Origin of the sequence: Nocardia sp. NPDC004604, assembly GCF_040609795.1 — a bacterium.
Taxonomy (GTDB): Bacteria; Actinomycetota; Actinomycetes; order Mycobacteriales; family Mycobacteriaceae; genus Nocardia.
Map to the genome: position 1 here is coordinate 1 of NZ_JBEXLC010000129.1, position 25,226 is coordinate 25,226.

The 25,226-nt window shown below is 66.5% G+C and carries 19 protein-coding genes; 11 read left to right on the forward strand and 8 right to left on the reverse strand.

What is annotated here, in order from left to right; translation table 11 throughout:
• Positions 1-19: 19 nt before the first annotated feature.
• A complete protein-coding gene (locus ABZW16_RS33600; RefSeq protein ID WP_354960131.1) occupies positions 20-1,618 on the reverse strand; it encodes an ABC transporter substrate-binding protein in 1,599 nt (532 codons plus the stop codon).
• Positions 1,619-2,029: 411 nt separating this feature from the next.
• Between ABZW16_RS33600 and ABZW16_RS33605 the strand changes: the two genes are divergently transcribed.
• Complete coding sequence (locus tag ABZW16_RS33605; RefSeq protein WP_354960132.1) at positions 2,030-4,045, forward strand: acetate--CoA ligase; 2,016 nt, start codon at positions 2,030-2,032, stop codon at positions 4,043-4,045.
• Positions 4,046-4,161: 116 nt separating this feature from the next.
• Positions 4,162-5,106, forward strand: coding sequence for a PHB depolymerase family esterase (locus ABZW16_RS33610; RefSeq protein ID WP_354960133.1), 945 nt, complete (start codon positions 4,162-4,164; stop codon positions 5,104-5,106).
• Here ABZW16_RS33610 and ABZW16_RS33615 read toward each other — a convergent pair.
• On the reverse strand, positions 5,103-5,651 hold the full coding sequence (locus tag ABZW16_RS33615) for an NAD(P)H-dependent oxidoreductase (RefSeq protein WP_354960148.1): 549 nt from the start codon (positions 5,649-5,651) through the stop codon (positions 5,103-5,105). The two genes, ABZW16_RS33610 and ABZW16_RS33615, sit on opposite strands and share 4 nt — an antisense overlap.
• A 68-nt stretch (positions 5,652-5,719) precedes the next feature.
• Complete coding sequence (locus tag ABZW16_RS33620) at positions 5,720-6,619, reverse strand: alpha/beta hydrolase (protein WP_354960134.1); 900 nt, start codon at positions 6,617-6,619, stop codon at positions 5,720-5,722.
• Between the two features lie 109 nt (positions 6,620-6,728).
• Between ABZW16_RS33620 and ABZW16_RS33625 the strand changes: the two genes are divergently transcribed.
• From ABZW16_RS33625 to ABZW16_RS33640, 4 genes are all read left to right on the forward strand, one after another.
• Positions 6,729-10,253 carry a BTAD domain-containing putative transcriptional regulator gene (locus ABZW16_RS33625; RefSeq protein ID WP_354960135.1) on the forward strand — a complete coding sequence of 1,175 codons (3,525 nt, stop codon included), beginning with the start codon at positions 6,729-6,731 and terminating at the stop codon, positions 10,251-10,253.
• Positions 10,254-10,636: 383 nt separating this feature from the next.
• Entirely contained in the window at positions 10,637-11,290 is a 654-nt protein-coding gene (locus ABZW16_RS33630) for a hypothetical protein (RefSeq protein WP_354960136.1), read from the forward strand.
• Positions 11,280-11,864 (forward strand): DUF6529 family protein, encoded by a 585-nt coding sequence (locus ABZW16_RS33635; protein WP_354960137.1) that lies wholly within the window; start codon positions 11,280-11,282, stop codon positions 11,862-11,864. The genes ABZW16_RS33630 and ABZW16_RS33635 overlap by 11 nt, the downstream gene beginning before the upstream one ends.
• A 21-nt stretch (positions 11,865-11,885) precedes the next feature.
• A complete protein-coding gene (locus tag ABZW16_RS33640; RefSeq protein WP_354960138.1) occupies positions 11,886-12,332 on the forward strand; it encodes a Rieske (2Fe-2S) protein in 447 nt (148 codons plus the stop codon).
• A 64-nt stretch (positions 12,333-12,396) separates the two neighbouring features.
• On the opposite strand, the gene ABZW16_RS33645 is transcribed toward ABZW16_RS33640, so the two are convergent.
• Positions 12,397-12,864 carry a VOC family protein gene (locus tag ABZW16_RS33645; RefSeq protein ID WP_354960139.1) on the reverse strand — a complete coding sequence of 156 codons (468 nt, stop codon included), beginning with the start codon at positions 12,862-12,864 and terminating at the stop codon, positions 12,397-12,399.
• A gap of 124 nt (positions 12,865-12,988) precedes the next feature.
• Entirely contained in the window at positions 12,989-13,942 is a 954-nt protein-coding gene (locus ABZW16_RS33650) for a hypothetical protein (RefSeq protein ID WP_354960140.1), read from the reverse strand.
• A 77-nt stretch (positions 13,943-14,019) separates the two neighbouring features.
• Here ABZW16_RS33650 and lspA point away from each other — a divergent pair, with 77 nt between their 5' ends.
• The 3 genes from lspA to ABZW16_RS33665 all read left to right on the forward strand — a co-directional run bounded on the left by lspA (position 14,020) and on the right by ABZW16_RS33665 (position 16,373).
• Positions 14,020-14,724 carry a signal peptidase II gene (lspA, locus tag ABZW16_RS33655; RefSeq protein ID WP_354960149.1) on the forward strand — a complete coding sequence of 235 codons (705 nt, stop codon included), beginning with the start codon at positions 14,020-14,022 and terminating at the stop codon, positions 14,722-14,724.
• A 64-nt stretch (positions 14,725-14,788) separates the two neighbouring features.
• Entirely contained in the window at positions 14,789-15,715 is a 927-nt protein-coding gene (locus ABZW16_RS33660) for an RluA family pseudouridine synthase (RefSeq protein ID WP_354960141.1), read from the forward strand.
• Complete coding sequence (locus tag ABZW16_RS33665; RefSeq protein WP_354960142.1) at positions 15,708-16,373, forward strand: hypothetical protein; 666 nt, start codon at positions 15,708-15,710, stop codon at positions 16,371-16,373. The genes ABZW16_RS33660 and ABZW16_RS33665 overlap by 8 nt, the downstream gene beginning before the upstream one ends.
• Before the next feature lie 51 nt (positions 16,374-16,424).
• On the opposite strand, the gene ABZW16_RS33670 is transcribed toward ABZW16_RS33665, so the two are convergent.
• The gene (locus tag ABZW16_RS33670) at positions 16,425-17,243 is read right to left on the reverse strand and encodes a PhzF family phenazine biosynthesis protein (protein ID WP_354960143.1); all 819 of its coding nucleotides are present in this window, start codon (positions 17,241-17,243) and stop codon (positions 16,425-16,427) included.
• A 79-nt stretch (positions 17,244-17,322) separates the two neighbouring features.
• Positions 17,323-19,743 carry an HAD-IC family P-type ATPase gene (locus ABZW16_RS33675; RefSeq protein ID WP_354960144.1) on the reverse strand — a complete coding sequence of 807 codons (2,421 nt, stop codon included), beginning with the start codon at positions 19,741-19,743 and terminating at the stop codon, positions 17,323-17,325.
• A 34-nt stretch (positions 19,744-19,777) separates the two neighbouring features.
• Here ABZW16_RS33675 and rarD point away from each other — a divergent pair, with 34 nt between their 5' ends.
• Together rarD and ABZW16_RS33685 are read left to right on the forward strand one after the other, a co-directional pair.
• Positions 19,778-20,710: an EamA family transporter RarD gene (gene rarD, locus ABZW16_RS33680; RefSeq protein ID WP_354960145.1), complete on the forward strand. Its 933-nt coding sequence runs from the start codon at positions 19,778-19,780 to the stop codon at positions 20,708-20,710.
• A 137-nt stretch (positions 20,711-20,847) separates the two neighbouring features.
• On the forward strand, positions 20,848-21,774 hold the full coding sequence (locus tag ABZW16_RS33685; protein WP_354960146.1) for an ADP-ribosylglycohydrolase family protein: 927 nt from the start codon (positions 20,848-20,850) through the stop codon (positions 21,772-21,774).
• A 23-nt stretch (positions 21,775-21,797) separates the two neighbouring features.
• On the opposite strand, the gene ABZW16_RS33690 is transcribed toward ABZW16_RS33685, so the two are convergent.
• On the reverse strand, positions 21,798-25,055 hold the full coding sequence (locus ABZW16_RS33690) for an arabinosyltransferase domain-containing protein (protein WP_354960147.1): 3,258 nt from the start codon (positions 25,053-25,055) through the stop codon (positions 21,798-21,800).
• Between the last annotated feature and the right edge of the window lie 171 nt (positions 25,056-25,226).

Consider the following 25,226-nt stretch of genomic DNA (forward strand, 5'->3'; position numbering starts at 1 on the left):
CACGGTCGGCGCCGAGCGGCTACTTCTCGATGTTCTCGAAGTCGAACAGGCCGTTCCAGGCCAGATCGGCCTTCTTGACCTTGTCCGAACGTCCCGCTGCGGCGAGGTAGTCCAGCACCGGGATATCGGCCATGTCCTTGATCAGCAACGCCTGCGCCTGCGCCACGATCTTGTACGACTCCGGCAGTGTCGGCGCGGCGAGCGCGGCATCGAGCAGGTGGTCGAATTCGGGGCTCTTGTAGTCGACGTTATTGGTCTCGGAGTAGCTGTAGTACTGCGAGGTGAGGAACTGCAGCATCGTCGGGTAGTCGCCCTGCCAGCCGTAGCGGAAGGACTTGCCGATCGTCTTCTGGTTCACCAGATCTCGGATGTTCTTGAAGGTCGGGTACGGCGTGGCGACGGCGTCGATACCGAGGGTGTTCTTGACGCTGTTGGCCACGGCCTCGACCCACGCCTGGTGGCCGCCGTCGGAGTTGTAGGCGATCTCGTAGCGCCCCGACCATGGCGAAATGGCATCGGCCTGCGCCCAGAGCTTCTTGGCCTCTTCGGGGTTGTACTTCAACATCTCCGAGCCGGGCAGGTTCCCGTCGAATCCGGGCAGCGTGCTCGAAGTGAAGTCACGGGCCGGGATCTTGGTGCCGTTGAAGATGGTGTCGCAGATCTGCTGCCGGTTGATCGCCATGGAGATGGCCTTGCGGCGCAGCAGACCCTCCTCACCACCGAAATGCGGGACATTGCCCTGGACGCCGATGTGCTGGTTCTGCGCGGACGGCTCGAGGATCGCGCGATCGCCGAGGTCCTTCTTGAAGGAGGTCAGCGCGCTGTCCGGAATTGTGTCCAGGGTATCGAGATTGCCCGCCTGCAGATCCGAGTACGCGGTGTCGAACGACTGGTACATGACGAAGCGCAGGCCCTTGTTCTTGGCCGGGCGGCCGCCCTTGTAGTCCTGGTTGGGCGCCAGATCGATCTTGACGTTGTGTTCCCAGGTCTGGAACTTGTAGGGACCGTTGCCGATCGGGTTCTCACCGAAGGCCTTCATATCCTTGAACGCGGCCTCGGGCAGCGGATAGAACGGCGCGTAGCCGAGTTCGGTCTCGAAGTCGATGGACGGCGACTTCAGCTGGACGGTGAAGGTCCGGTCGTCGACCACCTTCAGACCCGACATCGTCTGAGCCGTTGGCTTTTCCGCAGATACCTCGTCGAATCCGACGATCGGGGTGAACGCGTAGCTCTGCAACTGGCCATTGGTGCCGAGGGCGCCATAGTTCCAGGCGTCGACGAACGACTTCGCCGTCACCGTGGTGCCGTCGGTGAACTTCCAGTCCGGCTTGATGGTGATGGTGTAACTCTTGCGGTCGGGGGTCTTGATCGACTCGGCCATCTCGTCGTGCGCGACACCCTTGCCGTCGTAGTACTTCAGACCCGCGAACAGCCGGTCCACCACCCGGCCGCCCATATTCTCATTGGTATTGGTCGGTACCAATGGGTTCTGCGGCTCCCCGGCGTTCGTCGTGACGATGTCGGCATCGGCACTATCGCTGGACGAACATGCGGACAGTCCCAGGCTTGTGGCCAGTACGACTGCCGCAGTCAACGCTGTAGCTCTGTTGAATCTCAACGCGTTCTCCTCGAGACAAGCAAAGGGGATCCGCGACCACGCATGCGCGACTCGATCCGCCTTGGAATGCCTGGGACGTTAGCCATTCGAAGCAGACTTGTCACCGGATTGACCGAGGTTCGTTCCACTTGTTACCAATCCGGCAACATCGGCGAAACACGCTAAAGATTCACGAGAAAACGGACATCTGCCGGAAGTATGCCTCCGTTGGGGCTTCCGGTGTCCGGAGCTGGTTGGTCTATGACGATAGCGACCGGAGGGCCGGTTTGTCAGCGGATCGCGCAGGATACCCGCTGTCGTGACGGGATGGAAACCCGTTGGACACACCGGACGCGGTGCGGGTCACAGTTGGTTACTGTCGAATTCGACCGCGACTGCCAGCACCACGGGCTACGTGAAGGAAGAGACAAGATGACCGATACCACCGCCGACTACCGGGAGTCGTACCCACCGAGCGAGGAGTTCGCCGCAGCCGCGAACACCGACGCGTCGATCTACGAGCGGGCCGCGGCGGATCGCGACGCGTTCTGGGCCGAGCAGGCTCGGCGGTTGCACTGGGATCAGCCATGGACCCAGGTCCTGGATTGGAGTGACGCGCCCGTCGCGAAGTGGTTCGTCGACGGCAAGCTCAACGTCGCCTACAACTGCGTGGACCGCCATGTACTCGACGGGCACGGCGACCAGGTCGCCATACACTGGGAGGGCGAACCGGGCGACTCCCGCGATATCACCTACGCCGAACTGCTGGCCGAGGTGTCCCGGGCCGCCAACTACCTCACCGAACTCGGACTCGAGCCCGGCGATCGGGTCGCCATCTATATGCCGATGGTCCCCGAGGCGATCGTATCGATGCTGGCCTGTGCGCGACTGGGCCTCACCCATTCGGTGGTATTCGCCGGCTTCTCCCCCACCGCCCTGCGCCAACGCGTCGATGACGCGAGCGCCCGGCTCATCATCACCACCGACGGACAGTGGCGGCGCGGAAAGTCCGCACCGCTGAAGGAAGCCGTCGACGAGGCGCTCTACGCCCACGGCGATGTGCCGCCCCGCCCGAGCGGTCAGGGCCCGGAGGAGGAAGCCCGCGTAACCACGGAGGGCCCCCGCTCGGGCGAAAATGGACACAGCGTTGAGCACGTACTGGTGGTGCGACGCACCGATATCGAGGTGCCGTGGACCGAGGGCCGCGATCTGTGGTGGCACGAGACCATCGCACAGGCCAGCCCCGAACACACACCGCAGGCCTTCGACGCCGAACATCCGCTGTTCATCCTCTACACCTCCGGCACCACCGGAAAGCCCAAGGGCATTCTGCACACCACCGGCGGCTACCTGACCCAGGCGTCCTACACCCACCACAACGTCTTCGACCACAAAGCGGGACAGGACGTCTACTGGTGCACCGCCGATATCGGCTGGGTCACCGGACACACCTACATCGTCTACGGACCGCTGTCGAACCGCACCACCCAGGTCGTCTACGAGGGCACACCCAACTCTCCCGATGAGCACCGGCATTTCGACATCATCGAAAAGTACGGCGTCACCATCTATTACACCGCACCCACACTCGTGCGGACCTTCATGAAGTGGGGCCGCGAGATTCCGGACGCGCACGATCTGTCCAGCATCCGGCTGCTCGGCAGCGTCGGCGAGCCGATCAATCCGGAGGCCTGGCGCTGGTACCGAGAGGTGCTGGGCGGCAACCGGACTCCGATTGTGGACACCTGGTGGCAGACCGAGACCGGAGCCATCATGATCTCCCCGCTGCCCGGTGTCACGGCCGCCAAACCGGGTGCGGCCATGACCCCGCTGCCCGGCATCTCCGCGAAGATCGTCGATGACGACGGCGTCGAACTCGAACACGGCCGTTCCGGACTGCTGGTACTGGATCAGCCGTGGCCCTCGATGCTGCGCGGCATCTGGGGCGATATGGATCGGTTCCGCGAGACCTACTGGGACCGATTCGCCGAGCGCGGTTGGTATTTCGCCGGTGACGGCGCCAAGCTCGACGACGACGGCGATCTCTGGGTGCTGGGCCGCGTCGACGATGTCATGAATGTCTCCGGACACCGCATCTCCACCGCCGAGGTGGAATCCGCGCTCGTCGGATATGCGTCGGTCGCGGAGGCCGCGGTGGTCGGTGCGAACGATGCCACCACCGGCCAGGCCATCGTCGCCTTCGTCATCCTCACCGCGGGTGCGCACAATTCCGGCGATGTGCTGATCGGTGAGCTGAAAGCCGCTGTCTCCCAGGAGATCAGCCCCATTGCCCGCCCCAGGGAAATCCATATCGTCCCGGAACTCCCGAAAACCCGCAGCGGCAAGATCATGCGCCGCCTACTCCGCGATATCGCAGAGGGTCGCGAACTCGGCGATACGTCGACCCTCGTCGATCCGAAGGTCTTCGAGGCCATCGCGCGCAGTTAGGCGACGTTCCCGGGCGGACCCGGCCACCGCAATGATGAGGGGGACCGGGTCCGCCCTGCCGCGTCGCCGGACACACGATTGCCGCAGAAGTTCAGTGCCCGGCTAGTATTCCCGACGTGCGAATTGCCGCGACCCGTCTCTGCGCTGTCGTCGGCGCCTTCCTGATCGCCACCACTTCGCTGCTGCTCGGTGCACCGCGCGCACAAGCCCAGATCGATAAACGCTGTTACACCAATGCCGCGGGCACCCGCTGCTACTACCTGCATGTACCGCCGGGCAGCAGTGCGGGTAGGCCGCTGATGGTGTACCTGCACGGCTGCAGCGACCCGCTCACCGACGGCCAGCCGACCGGCTTCTCGCTCACCCGGGTCGCCGACGAAATGGGTTTCGTGCTCGCCTATCCGATCCAGGACCAGGCGGCCAATAAGGAATTCTGCTGGAACTGGGACAAAGCCGAGAACCGCGAACGCGGCCAGGGCGAGCCGTCCATCATCGCGGGCATCACCACCACGGTCATCGATGAATTCCAACTCGATCGCTCGCGCGTCTATCTCGGCGGGTACTCCGCCGGTGGTGCGATGACCACCAATTTGGGCGCCACCTACCCGGACCTCTATGCGGCGATCGCGCCGATGGCCGGTGCGCCCTACCGATCCGAGCTCGGTGGCCAGCTGATCATCGACGCGATGGGTACTCGCGCCCGCACGATGCCGACGTATTTTCTACAGTCCCTCTTCGACGAGATCAGCAACTACGTGATCGGCCGCAGCAACCTCGCGCAATGGCGCGAGGCCGATAACCTCGCGGATCCGGGTTCGGTGCCGACCGTGCCGACGCGTCAGGACGCTCTCGCCGCCGGACCGGGTCTCCCGATCCCACTCACCGCCGAGCACTACGACAGTCCGCGCGGATGTGAACTGGCGCAATTCACCACACCGCTGCTCTCCGAGCACGTGATCGGTGCGCGCATTGTTCAGGACGACGGGGGCATCGAGGTCCAGCGCAACCTGATGCGTTTTCTGCTCGCCCACCGCATGCCCGCACCGCACCAGGCCTGCTAGACGACGAAGGCGTCCCGCAGGCGGGCTGCCCGCAAAGCCGTTGCCCACCAGGTGAGTTGGTCCAACGTGACACCTACCGCCGCATCGAGTTCGGGATCGCGGCGGGGCCAGCTGCCGTCGGCGGCGAAGCGCTGCCATGCCCGCGCGACCGGGACGGTGCGGCGGATCGGGACGGCGTTGAGTTCTCCGAATATCTGGCGCAGCTGGGCGGTTACGCGGCTGCCGTCGGAGTCGCGGCCGTAGCTGACGACGGTGACCGGTTTGGCCGCCCATTCCACATCGAACCAGTCGATCGCGTTCTTCAGCGCGGCCGGGAAGCTGCCGTTGTATTCGGGGGTGACGACGATGAAGGCGTCGGCAGCGGCCAGGCGCCGCCCGAGTTCGCGCACCGGCGCGGGAGTCGGCTCGGTCAGCTGATCGGGCAGTCCGGCGGTGGCGAGGTCAATGGTGTCCAGGTCGAGGTCGCGGCGGCGATGGATACGACCGGCGACCCATTCGGCAACTGTCGGACCGAAGCGGCCGGTGCGGGTGGAGCCGATGATCATCGCGATGCGCAGGCGCTGATGCGCTACCCCGGACTGCGCACGAGGTAACGCCTCGATCGCGCGCTCGGTCACGGTGCGGCCTTGATCGGCGCGTCGAGGAATGCCGGAACGATGGACAGCAGCAGGTCGGGGCGGTGTACCAGGGTGACGTGCGAGGTGCCGGGCAGGATCGCCAGCTGTGCGTTCGGCAGTCCCGCCGGAGTGTCGCCCATCGCGCCACCGCCGAAGACACGGAACATTTCGACGGCATGCTCGGGCCGGATGATGTCGGCGTCACCGACCATCGTCAATGTCGGCGATGTGATCCGGCGGACGGCCTCGACCGGGAAGGTCGGGGTCGCGTTCTTATCCTGTTCGCCGACCTTGGCGACCAAGCGCGGGAAGTCTTCGGGGCGAGGCGCATTCGCGAGGTAGTCATTGTGGAACGGTGTGCCGTAGAGCATTTCGGGCTGAATGTCGGCAATGCCCTCCATCAGACCGGGTTTAATGCCGTTCACATCGAGGCTGGCGGCGGCGATGATCTGCTTGCGCACCAGGTCCGGATGGGTGAGCGCGATCTGCAGTGCGACGCCACCGCCCATGCTGTAGCCGAAGATATCGGCGCGCTGCACGCCGATGCTGTGCAGCAGGGCGACGGTATCCTCGGCCATCTGCTCATAGCGCAGCGGGCGGTCGATATCGGCGGTGTGGCCGTGCGCCTGCTGTTCGATCGCAATGACGCGCCGGGTCCTGGACAGTTCCGGGATCAGCTGGCCGAAATCGGTGCCGATGCCCGAGAGCGCACCGTGCAGCAGGACCAGCGGGGGCTGATCAGTGGCGGGGCCGTGCACCTCGTAGTACATGTGCAGGCCGTTGACGTCGGCGTAGGCGCCGGGAGCCGGGGCCTTCGCGCTCTCGGATCCGCAGCCGGTGAGCAGTGCGGTCACGGTGGCTGCGATGGTCGTGGCGATCGCGGTGGTGAGTTTCATATCGGGCTCCCTGGTCGGTGTTCCTGCGTTGTCACCAACTCTGGGCGCGTGGCCTTCCGGTTTGTTTACGGTCCGCTTCCGGACGGTGGTACCCCGCTAAGCTGCGCACATGCGTTTCGGTGTGCTCGGTGCGTTGACGGTGTGGACCGATGCCGGCACCGTGGTGCCGATTCCGGGTGCGAAGGTGCGTGCACTGCTGGCGGATCTGCTGGTCGCCGGTGGTCAACCGGTGTCGGCGGATCGGCTCGTCGATGACATCTGGGCCGCGGATCCGCCGGGCAATCCGGCGGGCACGCTGGCCGCGAAGGCGTCACAATTGCGCAGGGCGCTCGAGGATGCCGAACCCGGCGGACGCGATCTGGTGGTGTCACCGCCGCCCGGGTACCGGCTGGTCGGTGCCGAGGTGGACGCGCTGCGGTTCCGCTCGCTGATCGCCACGGCGCGTGCCGCCACCGATACGGCCGCCCGCGTCGCGGCACTCACCGAGGCGCTGGGATTGTGGCGTGGACCCGCATTCGCCGACTTCCGCGATGCCGAATTCGCCGGACCGGTCATTGCACAGCTCGAGGAGCAGCGCCTGGTCGCGGTGGAGGAGTTGGCCGAGGCACGGCTTTCGCTCGGTGAATATCGTGAAGTCGCTGGCGATCTCGCGGTATTCGTGCGCGAACATCCACTGCGCGAACGACTTCGGGCCGCACTACTGCGTGCACTCTACGGTGCCGGACGCCAGGCCGAGGCACTGGCGAGCTACGAGGATCTGCGCCGCCATCTCGATGATGAACTCGGTCTGGATCCGAGCCCGGAACTCGTTGCGCTGCAGCGCTCGATCCTCGGTCAGGAGCTGGAGGTCGCCGCACCGCGACCGGAGCACGTGGTCCGGCGGCGCAGCTCCAATATCCCGGCCCAGCGCACCGCATTGATCGGGCGGGACGAGGCTGTGGCGCGACTGCGCGAGGCGGTATCCGAGACCAGGCTGGTGACGCTGACCGGACCCGGCGGCGTCGGCAAGACCCGCTTGGCGCTGGCGACCGCCGCCGGGCTGAAAGAGCGCTTCCCACATGGCACTTGGCTGATCGAGCTCGCGCCATTGCAGCCGACCTCGACCGACGCCACCTCCTGGCTGGCCGAGGTGGTATCGCAGGTGCTCGGTATCCGCGCCACCGATGGCGCCGATCCGACGGACCTGCTGTGCGAGGTATTGGCCGATCAGGAATTGCTGCTGGTCCTGGACAATTGCGAACACGTCGTCGACCACGCGGCCGACCTCGCCGAACTGCTACTCGGCGCGGCACCGAAGCTGCACATCCTGGCGACCAGCCGCGAACAATTGCGGCTGCCCGGTGAGGATATCGTCGCGGTCGAACCATTGGCCGTACCCGCTGCCGACGCCGGTCTCGCCGAAGTCGAAAAGTCCAGTGCTGTAGAGTTTTTCGTCACACGTGCCCGAGCGAGCGACCGCAATTTCACCCTCGACGCCGACACCGCCGAATCCGTTGCCATCCTGTGCCGTCGACTCGACGGCATTCCACTGGCCTTGGAACTGGCCGCAACCCGAGTCCGCGCCCTCGGCGTGCACGAAATGGTGGCCCGCCTCGACGACCGTTTCCGCCTGCTGGCCACCGGGCACCGCGGTGCCCCGCCGCGACAGCAGACACTCACCGCCATGATCGACTGGAGCTGGGGGCTGCTCGACGACACCGAACGTACGGTGCTGCGCCGCTTGGCGGTGCACACGGGCAGCTGCACCCTCGATGCCGCCGAAACCGTATGCGCCGCAAACCCAATAGCCACCGCGCACGGCCGCACCGCAGCATTCCCCGCTGGTGGCATCCGATCGCGTGCCGACGGGACCCTGACGACCGGTCTCGGCTGGGCGAATGGCGGCGGTACCGACGCCGGTCTCGCCCCTCCTGCGCCGAACGACGATCGCGCGGCCAGCACCCGCCCCGCCGAACACGAGGCGACCGGGCCGGACTCGGCCATCCGCGACGCGGGCGCTATCGCCCTTGGCCGGATCGATGTCGACACTGCGGCGGACGGCGGTCACACCGCGTTCCCACCGGTCCGGCTGGATCCGGCCACAATCGCCGATGTGGTTGCGCGCCTGGTGGATCGGTCGCTGGTACACACGTCCGGACGGCGGTACCGACTGCTGGAATCGGTGGCGGCGTTCAGTCTGGACCGGCTCGCGGAGGCGGGTGAACTCGAGGCGGTGTACCGCGCGCACCACCTGTACTACCTGCACCTCGCCGAGCAGGCCGAACCCGAACTCTACGGCGCGGACCAGCAACGCTGGCTACGCCGACTCGACAGCGAAAGCGCGAATCTGCGCACCGCACTGGATCGGTTCGTGCACGTGGCGGACGCGGAACACGCCTTGCGCCTGGTCAATGCCCTCGCATGGTACTGGCTCCTGCGCGGCCGATTCGGGGAAGCGCGCCGCTGGCTCGCCGCCGCCCTGGCATTGACCGACTCCGGCCAGAGCAGTTCGGCCGAATTGCGGGCCCGCGCACTGGCGTGGGATCTCGGGTTCGCCTTCCAGCAGGGCGAATTCGCCGATGGGGCGGCGCGGCGGGCGGAGGTGTTCGCCGCCTTCGATAGCGTCGACAATCCGGTGGGGCGGGCGCGGGCGGCATTGTTCGTTGCCTTCTCCGCCTTGGAATCCGGTGATCTCCCCGAGCTGGAGGCGGTCATCGAACAGGCGCTCCCGGTCGGTGCACAGCTCGGTGACCGGTGGGCCGTCGCGACCGCGCATGTGGCGCTGGCCAAGGCGGCGCACAGCCGCGTCGACCTGCCCGCCTTGGAGCGGCATGCCCGCGCAGCTGCCCACATCTTCGCCGAAATCGATGACCGCTGGGGTCGCCTGCAGGCGGCCGAATGGCTGGGCGGGCTGGCCGAATTGACCGGCGATCTGCGCGGCGCGATGGAAATCCACGCCGACGCACTGGGTTTGGCGCAGGAGCTGGAGCTGTGGGGGCAGGTCTGCACCCATCTGTGCTGGCTCGGCTGGATCTGCATGCAGCACACCGAATTCGACCGCGCCGCGGCCCTCGCCGACCAGGCGTTGCGCGTCGCCGCCGAACACGGTTACGCTCCCGGTCGCCTGTTCGCCTCCATCGTTGCGGCCTTCACAGCCCGTCGCGACGGCAATCCGGACCTCGCCGAACGCATCCTGCGCGAACTGCTGGAGTCGACCCCCGCCGACGAGGCGGAAACACCCCTGTTCCTGCCCATGCTCCAGGTCGAACTCGGCTATGTCCTCGAACAACGCGACCCGACCGCCGCCCTCGCCCTGCACCTGTCCGCCCTCGACGGCGCCCACCGCATCGCCGCTCCCCGCGACACCACCTTCGCCATTGCCGCCCTGGCCGCCGCGGCCACCGAACTGGGCGAATACGAAACCGCCGCAACCCTCCTTGGCACCTCCGAGGCCATCCGCATCACCAACGGCATCCCTCTGCTGCCCGCCGAACGCCACGACATCGACCGACCCACCGCCAAAATCATTGCCGCCCTGGGTGATTCAGCCTTTACCGCAGCCCACGCCGCCGGTGCCGACCTGACTCCAGCGCAAGCGAGAGACCTCGCCGCCGCGATCACCAGTATGACAGCGACACCTCAGCCCGCCCGGTGACATCCTCTGCTCACTGAACGCCGCCACCGATTCCAGCAGTCGGTACCGCCGTCCGGACGTGTACCAGCGACCGATCCACCAGGCGCGCAACCACATCGGCGATTGTGGCCGGATCCACCGGACCTCACACGCCGCGGTTTCCACGCTCCGACCGCCGATGCTGGTACCGCTCGGCAGTCGCGCTCCGCGGATTCCGACAGCATCTGACCGCAACGGATTCGCCCTGCTAGCAGGCTCACCTCACTGACCGATCGGTAAGAACCGACACGCTCGGTGACACGCCGCTCGACGGTTGCCGCGAATGCCGGTTTGAACCGCTGGGTGGGTCTGCCACGTAGACAATTCGAACAGCGGCACCTGCGGCCGCTCATCGAGGAGATCCTATGAAACGACTGGGACCGTGGCTCACGCTGGCGGCAGTGGCCGCACTCGGCCTCATCCTCTTGGCCATCAATATGTCCAAGGACACCGAACCGTCGACGGCGAAGACGAACACGGTGGCAACCACCACCGCACCCACGACGCAGGCACCGCCTAGCACCACGACCCCCACGGCCGCGCCCTTCCCGGCCAAGGCCGACTACGTGGGCAAGATCCCGCTCGCCTCCGGCGGCACCGTCACGCTGGAGATCACCGTCGCGGGCGATAAGGCCATCGCCTACGCCTGTGACGGCAAAGCGATCGAATCCTGGCTGCGTGGCAGCACGACGAACGGGTTGCAGCTCACCGGCAAGGACGACGCCACATTGACCGGCGCCTTCGACGGCAAGTCGGTGCGGGGCACCCTCTGGATCGGCGGCAAGCAGTGGAACTACACCGCTAACCCGGTACAACCGCCCGCCGGGCTCTATATCTACAGCGAGGCCGGGACTCGCCAGAGCTGGATCGTCGACGCCGACGGCGGGGTCACCGGCGTGCAGCGCAATCCGGACGGCTCCACCGCACCTGCGGTCACCCTCGCGCCCGATGCGACGGCCGTCGTCAATGGCAAGAAGATCACGGCGAACAAGATAAGTGGTGGTGACAGTGTCGGCTGATCGGGAAGCGCCGACGATCCGGGCGAATCCGGGCCGGGCATCAGCGGCGGCCATCGTCCTACCGCTGCTCGTCGGCGCGGCGGTATCGGTACTGCTCGGCGTATACGCGAAACAGCATGAGCCACGGTTCTTTTCGATCAATGTGGCCGGATTCTCCAGTCCGGTTGCGGTGAAGACCTGGCTGGCCACGCTCGCCATCGCACTCGCGCTGTTCCAATTCCTCTCGGCGCTGGCCATGTACGGCAAACTCGACGCGCTCTTCGCCAAGACCCCGTCGTGGATCGGCGCCGCCCATGTGTGGTCCGGCCGCCTGGCCGTACTCGTCACCGTTCCCGTCGCCGTGCACTGCCTGTACGCATTGGGTTTTCAAGACTACGAGAACCGCGTGCTCATCCATTCCCTGCTCGGCTGCTTCTGCTACGGCGCGTTCGTCGCCAAGATGCTGCTGCTGACCCGAAAGGGCCTGCCCGGCTGGGTGATTCCCGCCGCGGGCGGTCTGGTGCTGACCGGACTGACCGGGCTGTGGCTCACCTCGGCCCTGTGGTTCTTCCAGCACAACGGCATCACGTTCTGAATCTTCTGATCGGAGTTCGCTATGACCAGCAATGATCCCCATCTCAACCGCCGCACCGTCGTGATCGCGGGTGCGAGCGCCGCGGCCGCCGCGGCCGCGCTGACCGCGTGCACCACATACGGCAAGGCAAACACGCCCCAAGCACCCGCACCCGCCGCGGGACCGCCCGGACAGAAAGCACCCGCCGGGCAAAATGCGATCGCGACCACCTCCGAGGTGCCGGTCGGCGGCGGTGTGATCAAGGGCGATGTAGTGGTGACTCAACCCAGTGCCGGTTCATTCGTCGGCTTGGACTCGACCTGTACGCATGCGGGCTGCAAGGTCGCCAGTGTTTCCGGCGGCACCATCAACTGCGCCTGCCACGGCAGCAAATTCGGCCTCGACGGCTCGGTGGTCAACGGTCCGGCCACCCGGCCACTCGCCCCGAAATCGGTCGACGTCGAGGGCGACTCGATCGTACTCGGGTAGGTCCCCGCACCTCGAGTCCGGCCGCGCGGCATATGTCCGCGCGGCCTACCAGCCCGGGCACAAGTCAGACGCCGCCGAACAGTTCGGCCATCCGCCGGTCCATCTCGTCCGGCGGAACATCTTCGACATGGGTGGCCACGGTCCACCGGTGACCCCACGGATCTTCGAACGCACCACTGCGATCACCGTAGAACTGGGTCGTCATGGGGGTGAGTTCCTTGGCGCCCGCCGCGAGGGCCGCGGCGAAGGCGGCATCGGCGTCCTGGACGTAGACATACAGGTTGACCGGTGTGCCGCCGACCGTCTTCGGGTCGAGGAAGTCCATATCGGGAGCCGGATCGCCGACCATGACGAGCGAATTGCCGAACATGAGTTCGCAGTGCGCGACCTTGCCCTCCGGTCCCGGCATGCGCATCCGCTCCGATGCGCCGAAGATGCGCTTGTAGAAATCTATGGCGGCGGCCGCGCCATCAATCGCCAGCCCGGGCGAGACCACCGGATATCCGTCAGGGATCGGTTTGACATCGGACATCGAATACCTCCGATCGAGGCGTTTGTCGGACAGGTGCGAGCCTATTCCTCGAATCCGACAAAGAGGCCTGGATCGGCGCTTTGATCCCACGACCTGCGGCTGCTGCGCAAACCGGAGGCCGCGCTCATTCGTTCCAGGTGACCTGCGTATTGATCGTCTGCTGCAGCATGCTCGCGCTGCGCGGATCGCGGTAGGCCTGGTGCCCGCCGACGGTGATGGATCCGGCCACCGGCAGTGGCAAGCCGAGGTCGACGGTGATCGTGCCCGCGCCCTGCATGACGTAATCCTTGATGTCGAGCGTGCCCGCGTTATTGGGCAGCGTCCACACCGGCGACTTCGGCTGCTGGGTCACCTCGAGTTCGATGGTCAGCCGGTCGCCATCGCGCTTGGTCAGCGTCGCGGTGGTCACCTGGTCCAGTGCGACACCCCCGTCGACCTCTTGGCGCACCGTCCACACAGCGCCCTCGCCGACGGGCTGGTCGGGAAAGGTGATCGAACGGTAGACCGCCTGATAGAAGGCCTGTTCCAGGGCCGCACGGGCGGCATTGGAGGTGTCCGGTGACGGGGCGAGCCGCAGCGCCGTGATCGCACCGAGGTCGCTCATATCGAATCCGGCGTGCGATCCACCGGCGGCCGTGAGCGCCTTGGCCAGCGACGGATCCGGGGTGGAGATGGTGCCGAGGGTCAGCTCGACACCATCGGCATTGGTCTGCGCCGTCATCGGAATCGTCAGCGCTGGCGAGGAGAAGTCGCTCGGCGGCTGATCATTGATCTGCTGCTCGATGTGATGATCGGTGCGCAACGTCACCTGCTGCACCGTGCCCGCCGGATAGCCGGGACGCAGCAGCGACCGCGGCTCCTCTCCCGTCGAGACGACGGTGGCGACCGCGGCCGAGATCGGCACGGTCACTTCCTTTCCGATGCCGAGCGGCTCGGTGCTGTCGGTTTCCACGCGCGCATCGGAGCTGTCACTACAGCCGACGCCGAACGCGGACAGTCCGACCGCGAGCACCATCAACAACACACCCGAGCGCGCCATTCGGGGTATGTGGGGGGAAGACAATGCCGTCACGAGCATCAGAGTACGACCGCTTCCTGAGTGTCAGCTGGGACATGCAGGTGACCGCGTGCGCAGGGCAGGTGGTCGCTCGAGAGATGATGGTCGACGTGAGTGATGACCGGCCGTCCGAGGACAACACCGCCGATGGGGCGGTGCCGCCCAGCGACGAGACAGAAACACCGACGCCAACCGCCGATTCCGGGAAGGCCGCCGCACCGCTGCGGCTACCCACGCTACTGATCATCGCCGCGGTATTGCTCGGTCTGGACCTGCTCACCAAGACCATCGTCGTCGCGAAGCTCACCCCGGGCGATCCGGTGCCGATCTTCGGCGATTTCGCGCGGCTGTCGCTGGTGCGCAACCCGGGCGCGGCGTTCTCCATGGCGACCGGCATGACCTGGCTGCTGACCCTGGTCGCCGCGGCCGTGGTGATCGGCGTGATCCGCATCGGCCGCACGCTGCGCTCGCTGTGGTGGGCGATCGGCCTCGGCATGGTGCTCGGCGGCGCGCTCGGCAATCTGGTCGACCGGTTGTTCCGTGCGCCTGGACCGCTGCAGGGCCATGTGGTGGACTTCATCGCGGTCGGTTGGTGGCCGGTGTTCAACCTGGCCGACTCCTCGATCGTCTGCGGCGCGATCCTTTTGGTGGTGTTGACGGTCTTCGGTTTCGAGCCCGACGGCTCACGCACCGGACACGGCCGCTCCGAGGAGGCCGCGACCGAGACCATCACGAGCTCCGAGGACGAACCGTCGGACAATGGCGCCAACGGCACGGCCAGCAGCAAGGGGACGGCGGCATGAGCGAGCGAATCATGTCACAGCGGGCATCGCTGATGCCGGAACCGAGCGCCAGCGAGGTGGAGGCATGAGGGAAACGCGGACCATGCCCGTACCCGACGGGCTCGACGGCATGCGCGTGGACGCCGGCCTGTCCCGACTGCTCGGCCTGTCCCGCACCGCCGTTGCCACCCTGGCCGAGGAGGGTTCGGTGCAGCTCGACGGCGTCGCCGCGGGCAAATCGGATCGCCTGGTCGCGGGCGCCTGGCTCGAGGTCGAGTTTCCGGAACCCAAGCGCGAACTCACCGTCGAGGCGATCCCGGTGGAGGGGATGAAAATCCTCTACGCCGACGATGACATCGTCGCGGTGGACAAACCCGTCGGCGTCGCGGCGCATACCGGCGTCGGCTGGACCGGTCCGACGGTGGTCGGCGGACTGGCCGCGGCGGGCTACCGCATCTCGACCTCGGGTGCGCACGAACGGCAGGGCATCGTGCACCGGCTCGATGTCGGCACCTCCGGTGTGATGGTGGTCGCGCAGTCCGAGCACGCGTATACGGTGCTCAAGCGGGCATTCAAGCAGCGCACCGTCGATAAGCGGTATCACGCACTGGTGCAGGGACATCCGGATCCGAGCAGCGGCACCATCGACGCGCCGATCGGCCGGGCCCGCGGTGACGCCTGGAAGTTCGCGGTGACCGCGGACGGTCGACCGAGCATTACGCACTACGACACCGTCGAGGCCTTTCAGGCGGCGAGTCTGCTCGATATTCATCTGGAAACCGGTCGTACCCACCAGATCCGGGTGCACTTCTCGGCGATCCGGCATCCATGCTGTGGTGATCTCACCTATGGTGCGGATCCGCGGTTGGCGGAGCGGCTCGGCCTGGAACGGCAATGGCTGCACGCGCGTTCGCTCGGGTTCAACCATCCGGCCGACGGCCACTACCTGGAGATCACCAGCGAGTATCCGGACGATCTGAAGCACGCGCTCGACGTGCTGCGCAATGCCTGACTCGATGCTCTTGCGCCGCATCGCGATCGCCATTGCGGCGGTCGGGTTCGCGGTGCTCATCGTGCTGCTCGGCGCGCTGAACCCGCCACGTCCATCGGGCATCTCCACCGACCGGCTCGGCCCCGAACGGGGCGAGCCGGTCGCGGATTATCTTGCGCGGGCCCGGGATTCGCTCTCCGGCCCGGACACCAGTGATCATTGGGCACTGGTCTCGTTCACCGAACCGCTCACCCCCAACCAGATTCCGGCACACAGCGGCGGCCTGCGCATCGCCGCGGCCAGCCACCACGTGTCGATCCCCCGCGTGCACACCCCGATCGTCACGGTCCAACTCCCCGCTGGCAATTCCGTCGCGGTCGCCTCCGCCGATAACGCCGCCTGGCAGTTGCTGGCCGAACACCCAGCCGACGAGCGCACCAGCCGCATCACCGCGGTATCGGTGGCCCGCCTGCGCGCCGGATGCGCATGCACCGTCGGTCTCGTGGTTCGCGGCCGACTCTCCGAACTCCGAAATCTGGCCGCCCAGAACGGGATCCGCGCCGTCCAGGCGCTACCCGCAGACGCGGTCGCCACCAGCTTCGCCATCGTCCCGCTACTGCCCGAGTACCAGGACCTCGCCCTGCCCGGTCCGGACGACGGCGCGGTACCGGATCAGTAGTCACGGTGTCACTTATCGGTGCAGTTGGCGATGCGATCGACTCCGCCGGCTTCAATCCGGCAGTGTCACAACACCATCCAGGTACCGACGGCACCGTCCGATGAGCAGCACCCGGTCGCCGGCGAGTTCACAGCGCAGGCTGCCGCCGCGCCGGGACAGCTGACGCGCACTGAGTCGGGTGCGACCGAATTCGCGGCTCCACAGCGGAACCAGCTGGGCATGTGCCGATCCCGTGACCGGATCCTCGACCACACCGAGGTCCGGTCCGAAGACCCGGGAGACGAAGTCGACGGTGTCGCCGGGCGCGGTGATCACGGCGTCGAAGGCGAGCGGCGGGAAGGCCGCGAAATTCGGCCGCGCCGCGCGCACCTCGCGTTCGGAGCCGAGCACGATCACCTCGTCGAATCCGGTGTATGCGCGCACCGGGCGCACACCGAGCGCGTCCACCAGTGCGGGATCGGGCGTGACCTCCTTGGATTCCAAGGCGGGCAGGTCGAGTACGTATTCGTCGTCATCGGTGCGGTCGACATGCAGCCAGCCGCTGCGCGTGAAGAAGCTCACCCGATCCTCGCCCGGGTGGATGTCCTCGAGGATCTGCGCGGCCGTGGCCATGGTGGCGTGGCCGCACATGTCCACCTCCATCGTCGGGGTGAACCAGCGCAGGTGGCAAGCGGGCCATTCCCCCGGTGGCCCGCCCGCCTCGACGGGTAATTGGAAGGTGTAGAAGGCGGTCTCGGCGAGGTTGTTCTCCTCGGCCAGCTGTTGCAGCAGCTCGTCCGGCAGCCAGGTGGGCAGCGGCATGACCGCGGCTGGGTTGCCGGAGAACGGTGCGTCGGCGAACGCGTCGATCTGGTGCAGCAATACCTCCATAGTCGAGAAGGTACTCCAACCCCGAATGATCGCTTCGCACAAGGTATCTCGCAGCGCGGCGAGTCACCCGTCCAGTTGTTCAGGCACCCCCGCCCGGTGAGCTCGGAAGTAGCGAGTGCTTCTCGCCGCGACCAGCGGCGATCCACCACGCGGCCTCGACGAGCACGATGCCGACCGCCCCGCAGATGAACGCCGTGGTGGTGAGCCCGACGTTCGACGGGTCGAGTTTGAAGAAATGTCTGGTGAACGGAATTGTGAACAACAGCACATAGGCGAGGATCGAGGCGCCGATCAGCACCACCTTCCACCACACATACGGCCGCGCGACGATGGCCAGCACCCACACCGCGATCATGATCAGCGTGATCAGCGCCGTGGTGCCCGCCTGCTCCTTCTGCTCCGGGGTGGCATGCGGCCCCGCGTAGGCGATCAGGTAGGCGACGAAGGTGGCGACGCCGATCACCACACCGGACGGAATCGCCAAACGCATAACGCGTGAGACGAAACCGGAGCGGGCGCGTTCATTGTTCGGAGCCAGCGACAGGATGAAGGCCGGGATGCCGATGGTGAACCAGGCCGCGATCGTGACATGCCGCGGCAGGAACGGATATCCGATCGGATCGTAATCGAAGATCTGCGAGCCGATACCGGCGATACCGACCAGGAAGGCGAGCAGTACCGAGTACACGGTCTTGGTGAGGAACAGATTCGAGACCCGCTCGATATTGCCGATCACCCGGCGGCCCTCACCGACCACATACGGCAGCGTGGCGAATTTGTTGTCCAGCAGGACGATCTGCGCGACCGCGCGGGTGGCCGGACTGCCCGAGCCCATCGCCACGCCGATATCGGAATCCTTCAGCGCCAGTACGTCGTTCACACCGTCACCGGTCATAGCGACGGTGTGATCGCGTGATTGCAAGGCGGCCACCATGGCCCGCTTCTGATCCGGACGCACCCGACCGAAGGTGGTCTCGTGCTCCAGCACATCGGCGAGCGCGTCACGGTCCTCGGGCAATTCGCGGGCGTCGACCGGATGACCGCCGCCGGGCAGATCCAGCGAGGACGCCACCGCGCCGACCGAGACGGCATTGTCGCCGGAGATCACCTTGATCGAAACCTGTTGGCTGGCGAAGTAATCCAGGGTTTCTCGGGCATCGGGACGCACCTTCTGCTCGAGTACGACGAGCGCGGCGGGATCGACGGTGCCGGGAGCATCAGCGGCATCGACCGGACGGTCGCTGCGCGCCAGCAGCAGAATGCGCAGACCCGAGGAACCGAGTTCCTCTGCGATGCGGGCATCTTCGGAGCTCGGATCGAGCAGCACATCGGGCGCACCGAGCAGCCAGTCGCCGTGCTCGCCATAGGAGAAACCGCTCCACTTCTTCGCCGAGGAGAACGGCGCAACCGCGGTGTGCTGCCAATCCGGCTTATCGGTCAGCTCCTCGCCGATCGCCTGCACGCTCGCATTCGGGCGCGGATCGTCGGCCGCCATGGCCGCCAGGGCCCGGCGCACCTCGGCGTCGTCGAATGAGCCGAGCGTCTTGATATCCGACAGGCGCATCCCGTTCTCGGTGAGCGTGCCGGTCTTGTCCGCGCAGACCACGTCCACCCGGGCCAGCCCCTCGATGGCGGGCAATTCCTGGACCAGACATTGGCGCCGGCCGAGTCGCACGACACCGACCGCGAACGCGACCGAGGTCATCAACACCAGCCCCTCGGGCACCATCGGCACCAGTGCCGCGACCATGCCGGTCACCGCGAGCTGCCAGGACTCCTTACTGGAGAACAGCTGGTTGTAGATACTGAGCAGACCGGCCGGGATCAGCAGGTAGGTGATGACCTTGAGGATGGTGTCGATACCGCTGCGCAGCTCGGACTTCACCAGCGTGAACTTGCTGGCCTCCGCGGCCAGTTCGGCCGCGTAGGCGTCCTTGCCGACCTTGGTCGCGCGGTAGGCGCCGGAACCGGAGACGACGTAGCTGCCCGACATCACCGCCGCGCCGACCGGCTTGTCCACCGGATCGGCCTCACCGGTGAGCAGCGATTCGTCTACCTCGAGCAGTGCGGATTCCTCGACGGCGCCATCGACGACGATCTGGTCGCCGGGACCGAGCTCGATCAGATCGTCGAGTACGACCTCCTTCGGCATGACCTCCTGCGCCTTGCCGTCGCGGCGCACGGTCGGCTTGGCCTGGCCGACAATGGCCAGCTGGTCCAGGGTGCGCTTGGCGCGGATCTCCTGGATGATGCCGACCGCGCTATTGGCGATGATCAGCAGACCGAACATGCCGTCGATGATCGAACCGGTCGCGAGCACCAGGATGAACAGCACGCCCAGGATAGCGTTGATCCTGGTGAAGACGTTGGCACGGACGATATCGCGCACGGATCGGCTCGCCCGATCCGGCACATCGTTGGTGCGCCCGTCGCGGCGACGCTGCTCGACCTCCGCCGCGGTCAGCCCGGTGACGGCCGTCTTTGACACGGTTATCGACATGACCGCAAGGCTACCGAGAACTACCGTCGGCAGGATGCAGCGAAGCGGAACAGTCCCCGGCGTAGTGTTCGGTACCGGCGCCTTTTTGATCTGGGGCATGTTCCCCGCATACTTCGGGCTACTGGCCTTCGCCAACCCGGCCGAGGTGGTGGCGCAGCGAATCCTGTGGACCGTGGTGCTGGTGCTGGTCGTGCTCGCGGTGACCGGCCGGCTGGGTGGGCTGCGTGGGATCGGCGCGCGGACCTGGCGGATGGCCGCGGTGGCCATCGCCGCGCTGTCGATCAACTGGGGCGTGTACGTCTACGGCGTCACCTCCGGACATGTGGTGGAGTGCGCGCTCGGCTATTTCATCAATCCACTGGTGACAGTGGCATTCGGTGTGCTGATCTTCCGTGAGCGCCTGGCCAGGGCGCAGTGGGTGGCGCTCGGACTCGGTGCGCTGGCGGTCGCGGTGCTCACCGTCGACTACGGCAGGCCGCCGCTCATCGCGTTGGCACTGGCCTGCTCATTCGCCACCTATGGGCTGGTGAAAAAGGTGATGCCGCTGGACGCGCTGCACGGCATCGCTGCCGAGGGGTTGGTGGCCGCGCCGTTCGCATTGACCTTCGTGATCGTGTTCGCGGTGACCGGTCGCAGTGAATTCGCCAGCGGCATAGGGCATTCCGGATTGATGATCTCGACCGGTCCGGTCACCCTGTTGCCATTGCTGCTGTTCGCCGTTGCCGCTCAACGGGTTCCGCTCTCGACCATGGGACTGCTGCAGTACCTCACTCCGGCGCTCCAGATGGCTTGGGGCGTGGCCGTCGCGCATGAGTCCATGCCCGCGTCGCGGTGGGCCGGATTCGCGCTCATCTGGGCCGCACTGGCGATCTTCACCGCCGATGCGCTGGTGCGTGGGCGGCGGCGCGGGCGGCTGGGCACCGGGGCCGCCGAACCCGAGCCGTCGACTTTCGCAGATCGCGACTGACCGGCTATTCCCAGTCCTGGTTTCGTGGTGTGGGCACAGATTTGTACAGCGTCACTTGTCGATACCGACAGGACGGAATTGCCCTGGTCATCGGGTACATTGGCCGCGATCACCGCGGGACCGGAAGGTTTTCTCTGATGCTGGACGATGCGCAACTCGATCGGGCGGCGGGCGTGCTGCTCGGTACCGCGGCGGGCGATGCGCTCGGTGCGGGCTACGAATTCACATGGCCGGGAACACATGTCGCGATCGATATGATCGGCGGCGGACCGTGCCGGTGGGCCCCTGGACAGTGGACCGATGACACCTCCATGGCGATCGCCATCGCGCTGGCGGCCGATCAGGGGTCCGGCATCGATCTCGACGAGGTGGCCGCCGGATTCGTCCGGTGGTTCGATACCGATCCGCCCGATATCGGCATCCAGACCCGCGCCGTGCTCGCGGTGCGTCCGCGCTCGGCCAGGGAGATGCAGACGCAGGCCATGTCATTGCACGGCAAGACCGGCGGCAACGGTTCGCTCATGCGCACCGCGCCGGTCGCCCTCGCCTATCTCGGTGACGCCGCGGAATGCGTTCGGATGGCCGGTGCGATCGGCACGCTGACCCATCACGACCAGCAGGCGATCGAGGCCTGCAAGATCTGGACCGCCGCGATTCGGCACGCGGTGCTCACCGGAACCTTCGACGGCGTCCGCGCCTTCGTCGACGACTCGCCCAGCGCCGCCTACTGGACCTATCTGCTCGACCAAGCCGAATCAGGTACCCCGCAAGACTTTTCGAACAACGGCTGGGTGGTGCACGCCCTCCAGACCGCCTGGTGGGCCATCACCACCGCCGACGCCTCCGGCCCCGAGCACCTCCCCCGCGCTCTGGAACTCTGCGTCCGCGCGGGCGGGGACACCGATACCACCGCCGCCATCGCGGGCGGTCTGCTCGGCGCCCGCTGGGGCGCCACCGCCATTCCCGCCCCTTGGCGCGAAATCCTGCACGGCTACCCGGGTTTCACCGCCGATGACCTGGCCGCCCTCGCGACCCGGATCGCCACCAACAGCGTCAACCATTAGCCGCGCATCGACCTCATGCGAGGTCAGTAGGCGGTATTGATGTGACCAGGGGTCCACAGCCCGGAATGATCCTGCTGGGTGATCTCGGGTTCGGCGCTATCGGCCTTGGGGTCGATGCGGGTCAGTTGTTGCAGTTCACCCCAATCCCGCCGCCAGTCCTGGTCGAGGTAGGTGGCGAGGGTGCGTGGACGCAGCAGCATATTGGACCAGCCGAGCGGCCCGCCGCCGTCATGGCTCTGCCATAGCGTGGTGATCTCGGCGCCGGGACGGTCCGGGAGGATGCGGTAGGCAGGGACTTCGGCGATATTGTCGCGGTGGTCGTAGGGGCGCTGGTTGGGGAATTGCAGGCCGACCATCCAGTCGGTGAGGACCGGGACCTGCGAGCCGACAACCTCATTCAGCGTTCTGGTCTGCGGAACGCGGGGCGGGGTGACGGCCAGCCACTGTTTGGGGTTGCGGTCGCGGTCGATCGCGACAATGCGGATAACGTCTGCGCCAGTGGGTATTTCGGTGAACGGCACGCGCAGATTGCGCCAGGACGGCGCCGGTCCGATATCGATCGGGGTGACCTTGCCCATCGGCTGCGCGGTGATCGCGGAATCGGTTGCGCCGTATTCGATTTCGAGGGTCTGCCCGGGCGTGACGATACCGTCGGCATCGACCGACCTGATCCGGCCCGCCGCGGTCAGCGCGATAATGCCGGTGCGGTCGCCAGGGTCGGGAAGCCGGTACCAGCCGGTGGTCAGGTCGGCGGGGCCCGCATCACCGGAGCCGTAGCTGCCCAGCACCGGCGTGGTCGCCGGATTCAGTCCGAAAGGCAGTGCGGGAGAGGCGGTTCCAGCGGTGTTCTCCGAGGCCGACTTGCTGCTCAACGCATCGGCGATACTGCCGGTCGGACTCGAATCGTCATCGGGACGCAGATCGGCCGCCACGCCCGCACCGGTGAATCCGGTCCCGGTGCCTGTAAGCGTGCTCACAGCGTCGCCGGTCAGCGGCTGCAACATGCCCGCATTGGGATCGGATTCGACCAGTACGTGTCCAGCCAAACCGGACGTCTTCCCGGTCAGCGCCTCGATATTCGAGCGTGCGAGCGAGAAGGCCGGCCCCTGGACCACGGCCGCCTTGGCGAAGGAGCCGACATCCCAGACCACGAGCAGCGCCAGCGCGATAGTCAGCGGCGGCAGCACCGACACCCGCCACGCGAACCGCGAAACCTTGTGCGGCGTACCGGGTTCCGGTGCGTGCACATGCCACCATGCGGCCACCGCGAGCAATGCGACGGTGGCGAGCAGGAACAGCTTGTTCAGCTCGAGCCCGGCGATCACCGGCGGCTTATCCCACCACGGAATGCCGTAGGACGAGACATACCACCACTTATTGGGACCGGAGAACACCAGCGCGAGCAGGAACGCGACCGCCGCGGCGAATAGGGCCCGGTAGCGCGGCGCGCGCAGCACCCGCGGTGCGACCGCCATGGCGGTCACCATCGCGACGGCTCCGGCCACCCCCGCGTAGACACCGAAGTGATGGGTCCACTTGGTGGGCGTGACCATGATCAGCAGCAGCGCGCCGACGGTGACACCGAGAATGCGCCGGGTCGGGCCAGCGGCGGTCAGCGGGATGCGACCGCCCTTGCGCAGCAACACGAGTACGCATGCGATGAGCCCGGCGAACATCGCGAGCACGCCGATCCGGCGGCCGACGGAGCCGTCGGTCTCACCCTGGAACAGGTACTGGTAGCGCAGATAGTCGTTGAACCACTCGACATCCGGGCCGACGATGTGATGGATGCGCTTCATCTCGAACATCGCCGCCAGCGGCTGATCGGCGAACATGATCGCCAGCGCGACAGCACCGGCGGCGAGCAGCGGTGCGAGCAGCATCGCGTAACCGAGTACGCGCGCCGAACCCCGAGTGTCGATGCGGGCCATGATGATTCGGGCGACCGGCCGCAATCCGGCCAGCAGCGCCGCGATACAGATGACGCCGGAGGGCCCCGCGGTACAGGCGAAGGCCGCGACCAGGATCGCGAATCCGGCGGGCAGCAACCGCCGGGTCGCGATGGCGCGCTCGACCAGACACCAGGTGAGCAGAAGTCCCAGCGCCACCGGCGGTTCCGGACGCAGTCCGTTGTCATAGGCCAGCCAGATGGTGAGGAAGCCCAGCGCACCGGTCCACATCGCGACGCGGTTGCGCCGCACCGCGACGCCGAGCCGCGGCGCCACCTCGCGGCTGAGCAGCAGCCACATCAGCACACCGCAGCACAGCGCGGGCAGCCGCACCCACGGGCTGGCGGTGCTGATCTGCGTCATGATCCGGATCAGGTCGTAATACGGTGTGCCGACCGGATTTTCGGGCACCCCGAAGTAGGCGAAGTAGTTGGCCATATAGCCCGCGACGCCCGAGGCGCGCGCCATACCGAACTGGTAGCCGTCATCGGAGGTCGTCGACCCGATGAAGTACCAGACCAGCATGGTGCCGAGCACCACGGCGTCGAGCAGCGAGAAGGTCCACCAGCGCTGCGGCAGGAAGCGGCGCACCCGCCGACCATCGCGCCGATCGAGTCGGTACAGCGCAACCAGCGAAACAATCGTGCACAGCACCGCCAGCCAGATCGCCGCGCGCTTGAGCGGCGTGGGCGTGGACGAGAATCGGGTGTCGAGTTCGGCGCTGACGTGCGCACCGTCGGCCGCGGCCAGATCACTGAAGATGCCGACCATCTGCGGCCGATAGTCGCCATTGAGCACTGCCGGGAACCCGGGCATCTCGAATCCGACCAAAGTGGCTGTGGCCGTGGTGTTGTCGGCATGCACGGTGAGTTCACAGCCCGGAACCAACTCGGCCACCGGCAGACTGAGCAATGCCTGGTTGCGCAGCACCACATCCAGCCGCGCCGGGGCATCCGCCGCTGCCTGTACACGCGCGACGAATCCGTATCGCTCGAGATCCGGTGCGCCATTGGGTCCGGTCGCCACCAGCGTGCCGCCCTTGGCGCTGAGCTGGTTGATCGCCGTACACGGCAGGGTCGCGTCGAAAGTCAGTGGTGCATAGGAGATCAGCGGCGCCTCGATACTGCGCGCGGAACCGGACTGCGGCCAGCTCAGCGTCGCCGCGTCCACGCGCACCGGCAGCAGCGGCACTGCCACCGCGAACAATGCGCCCAATAGGCCCGCGATCAGCGCGATCGGCCCGGTCCAGCCCCCACGTCTGTTCGATTGCGCCGTCCCGGGTTCGGATTCCTCGACGGACGGCTGCCCCGCCCACACCATCGTGTCAGCCACGGGGCCTGATCCTAACGGTAACTATTCCAAACGAAAGTTCTTGCTGGTGTACAGCATTGATTCTCAGCATGCGCACAGCCGCGGCCGACACCGGGGTAAAAATAATCTATTTAGAAACATGTAATTTAAAATCTATTTTATCTGATATATATCAAAGAGGTGTCGGCAGAT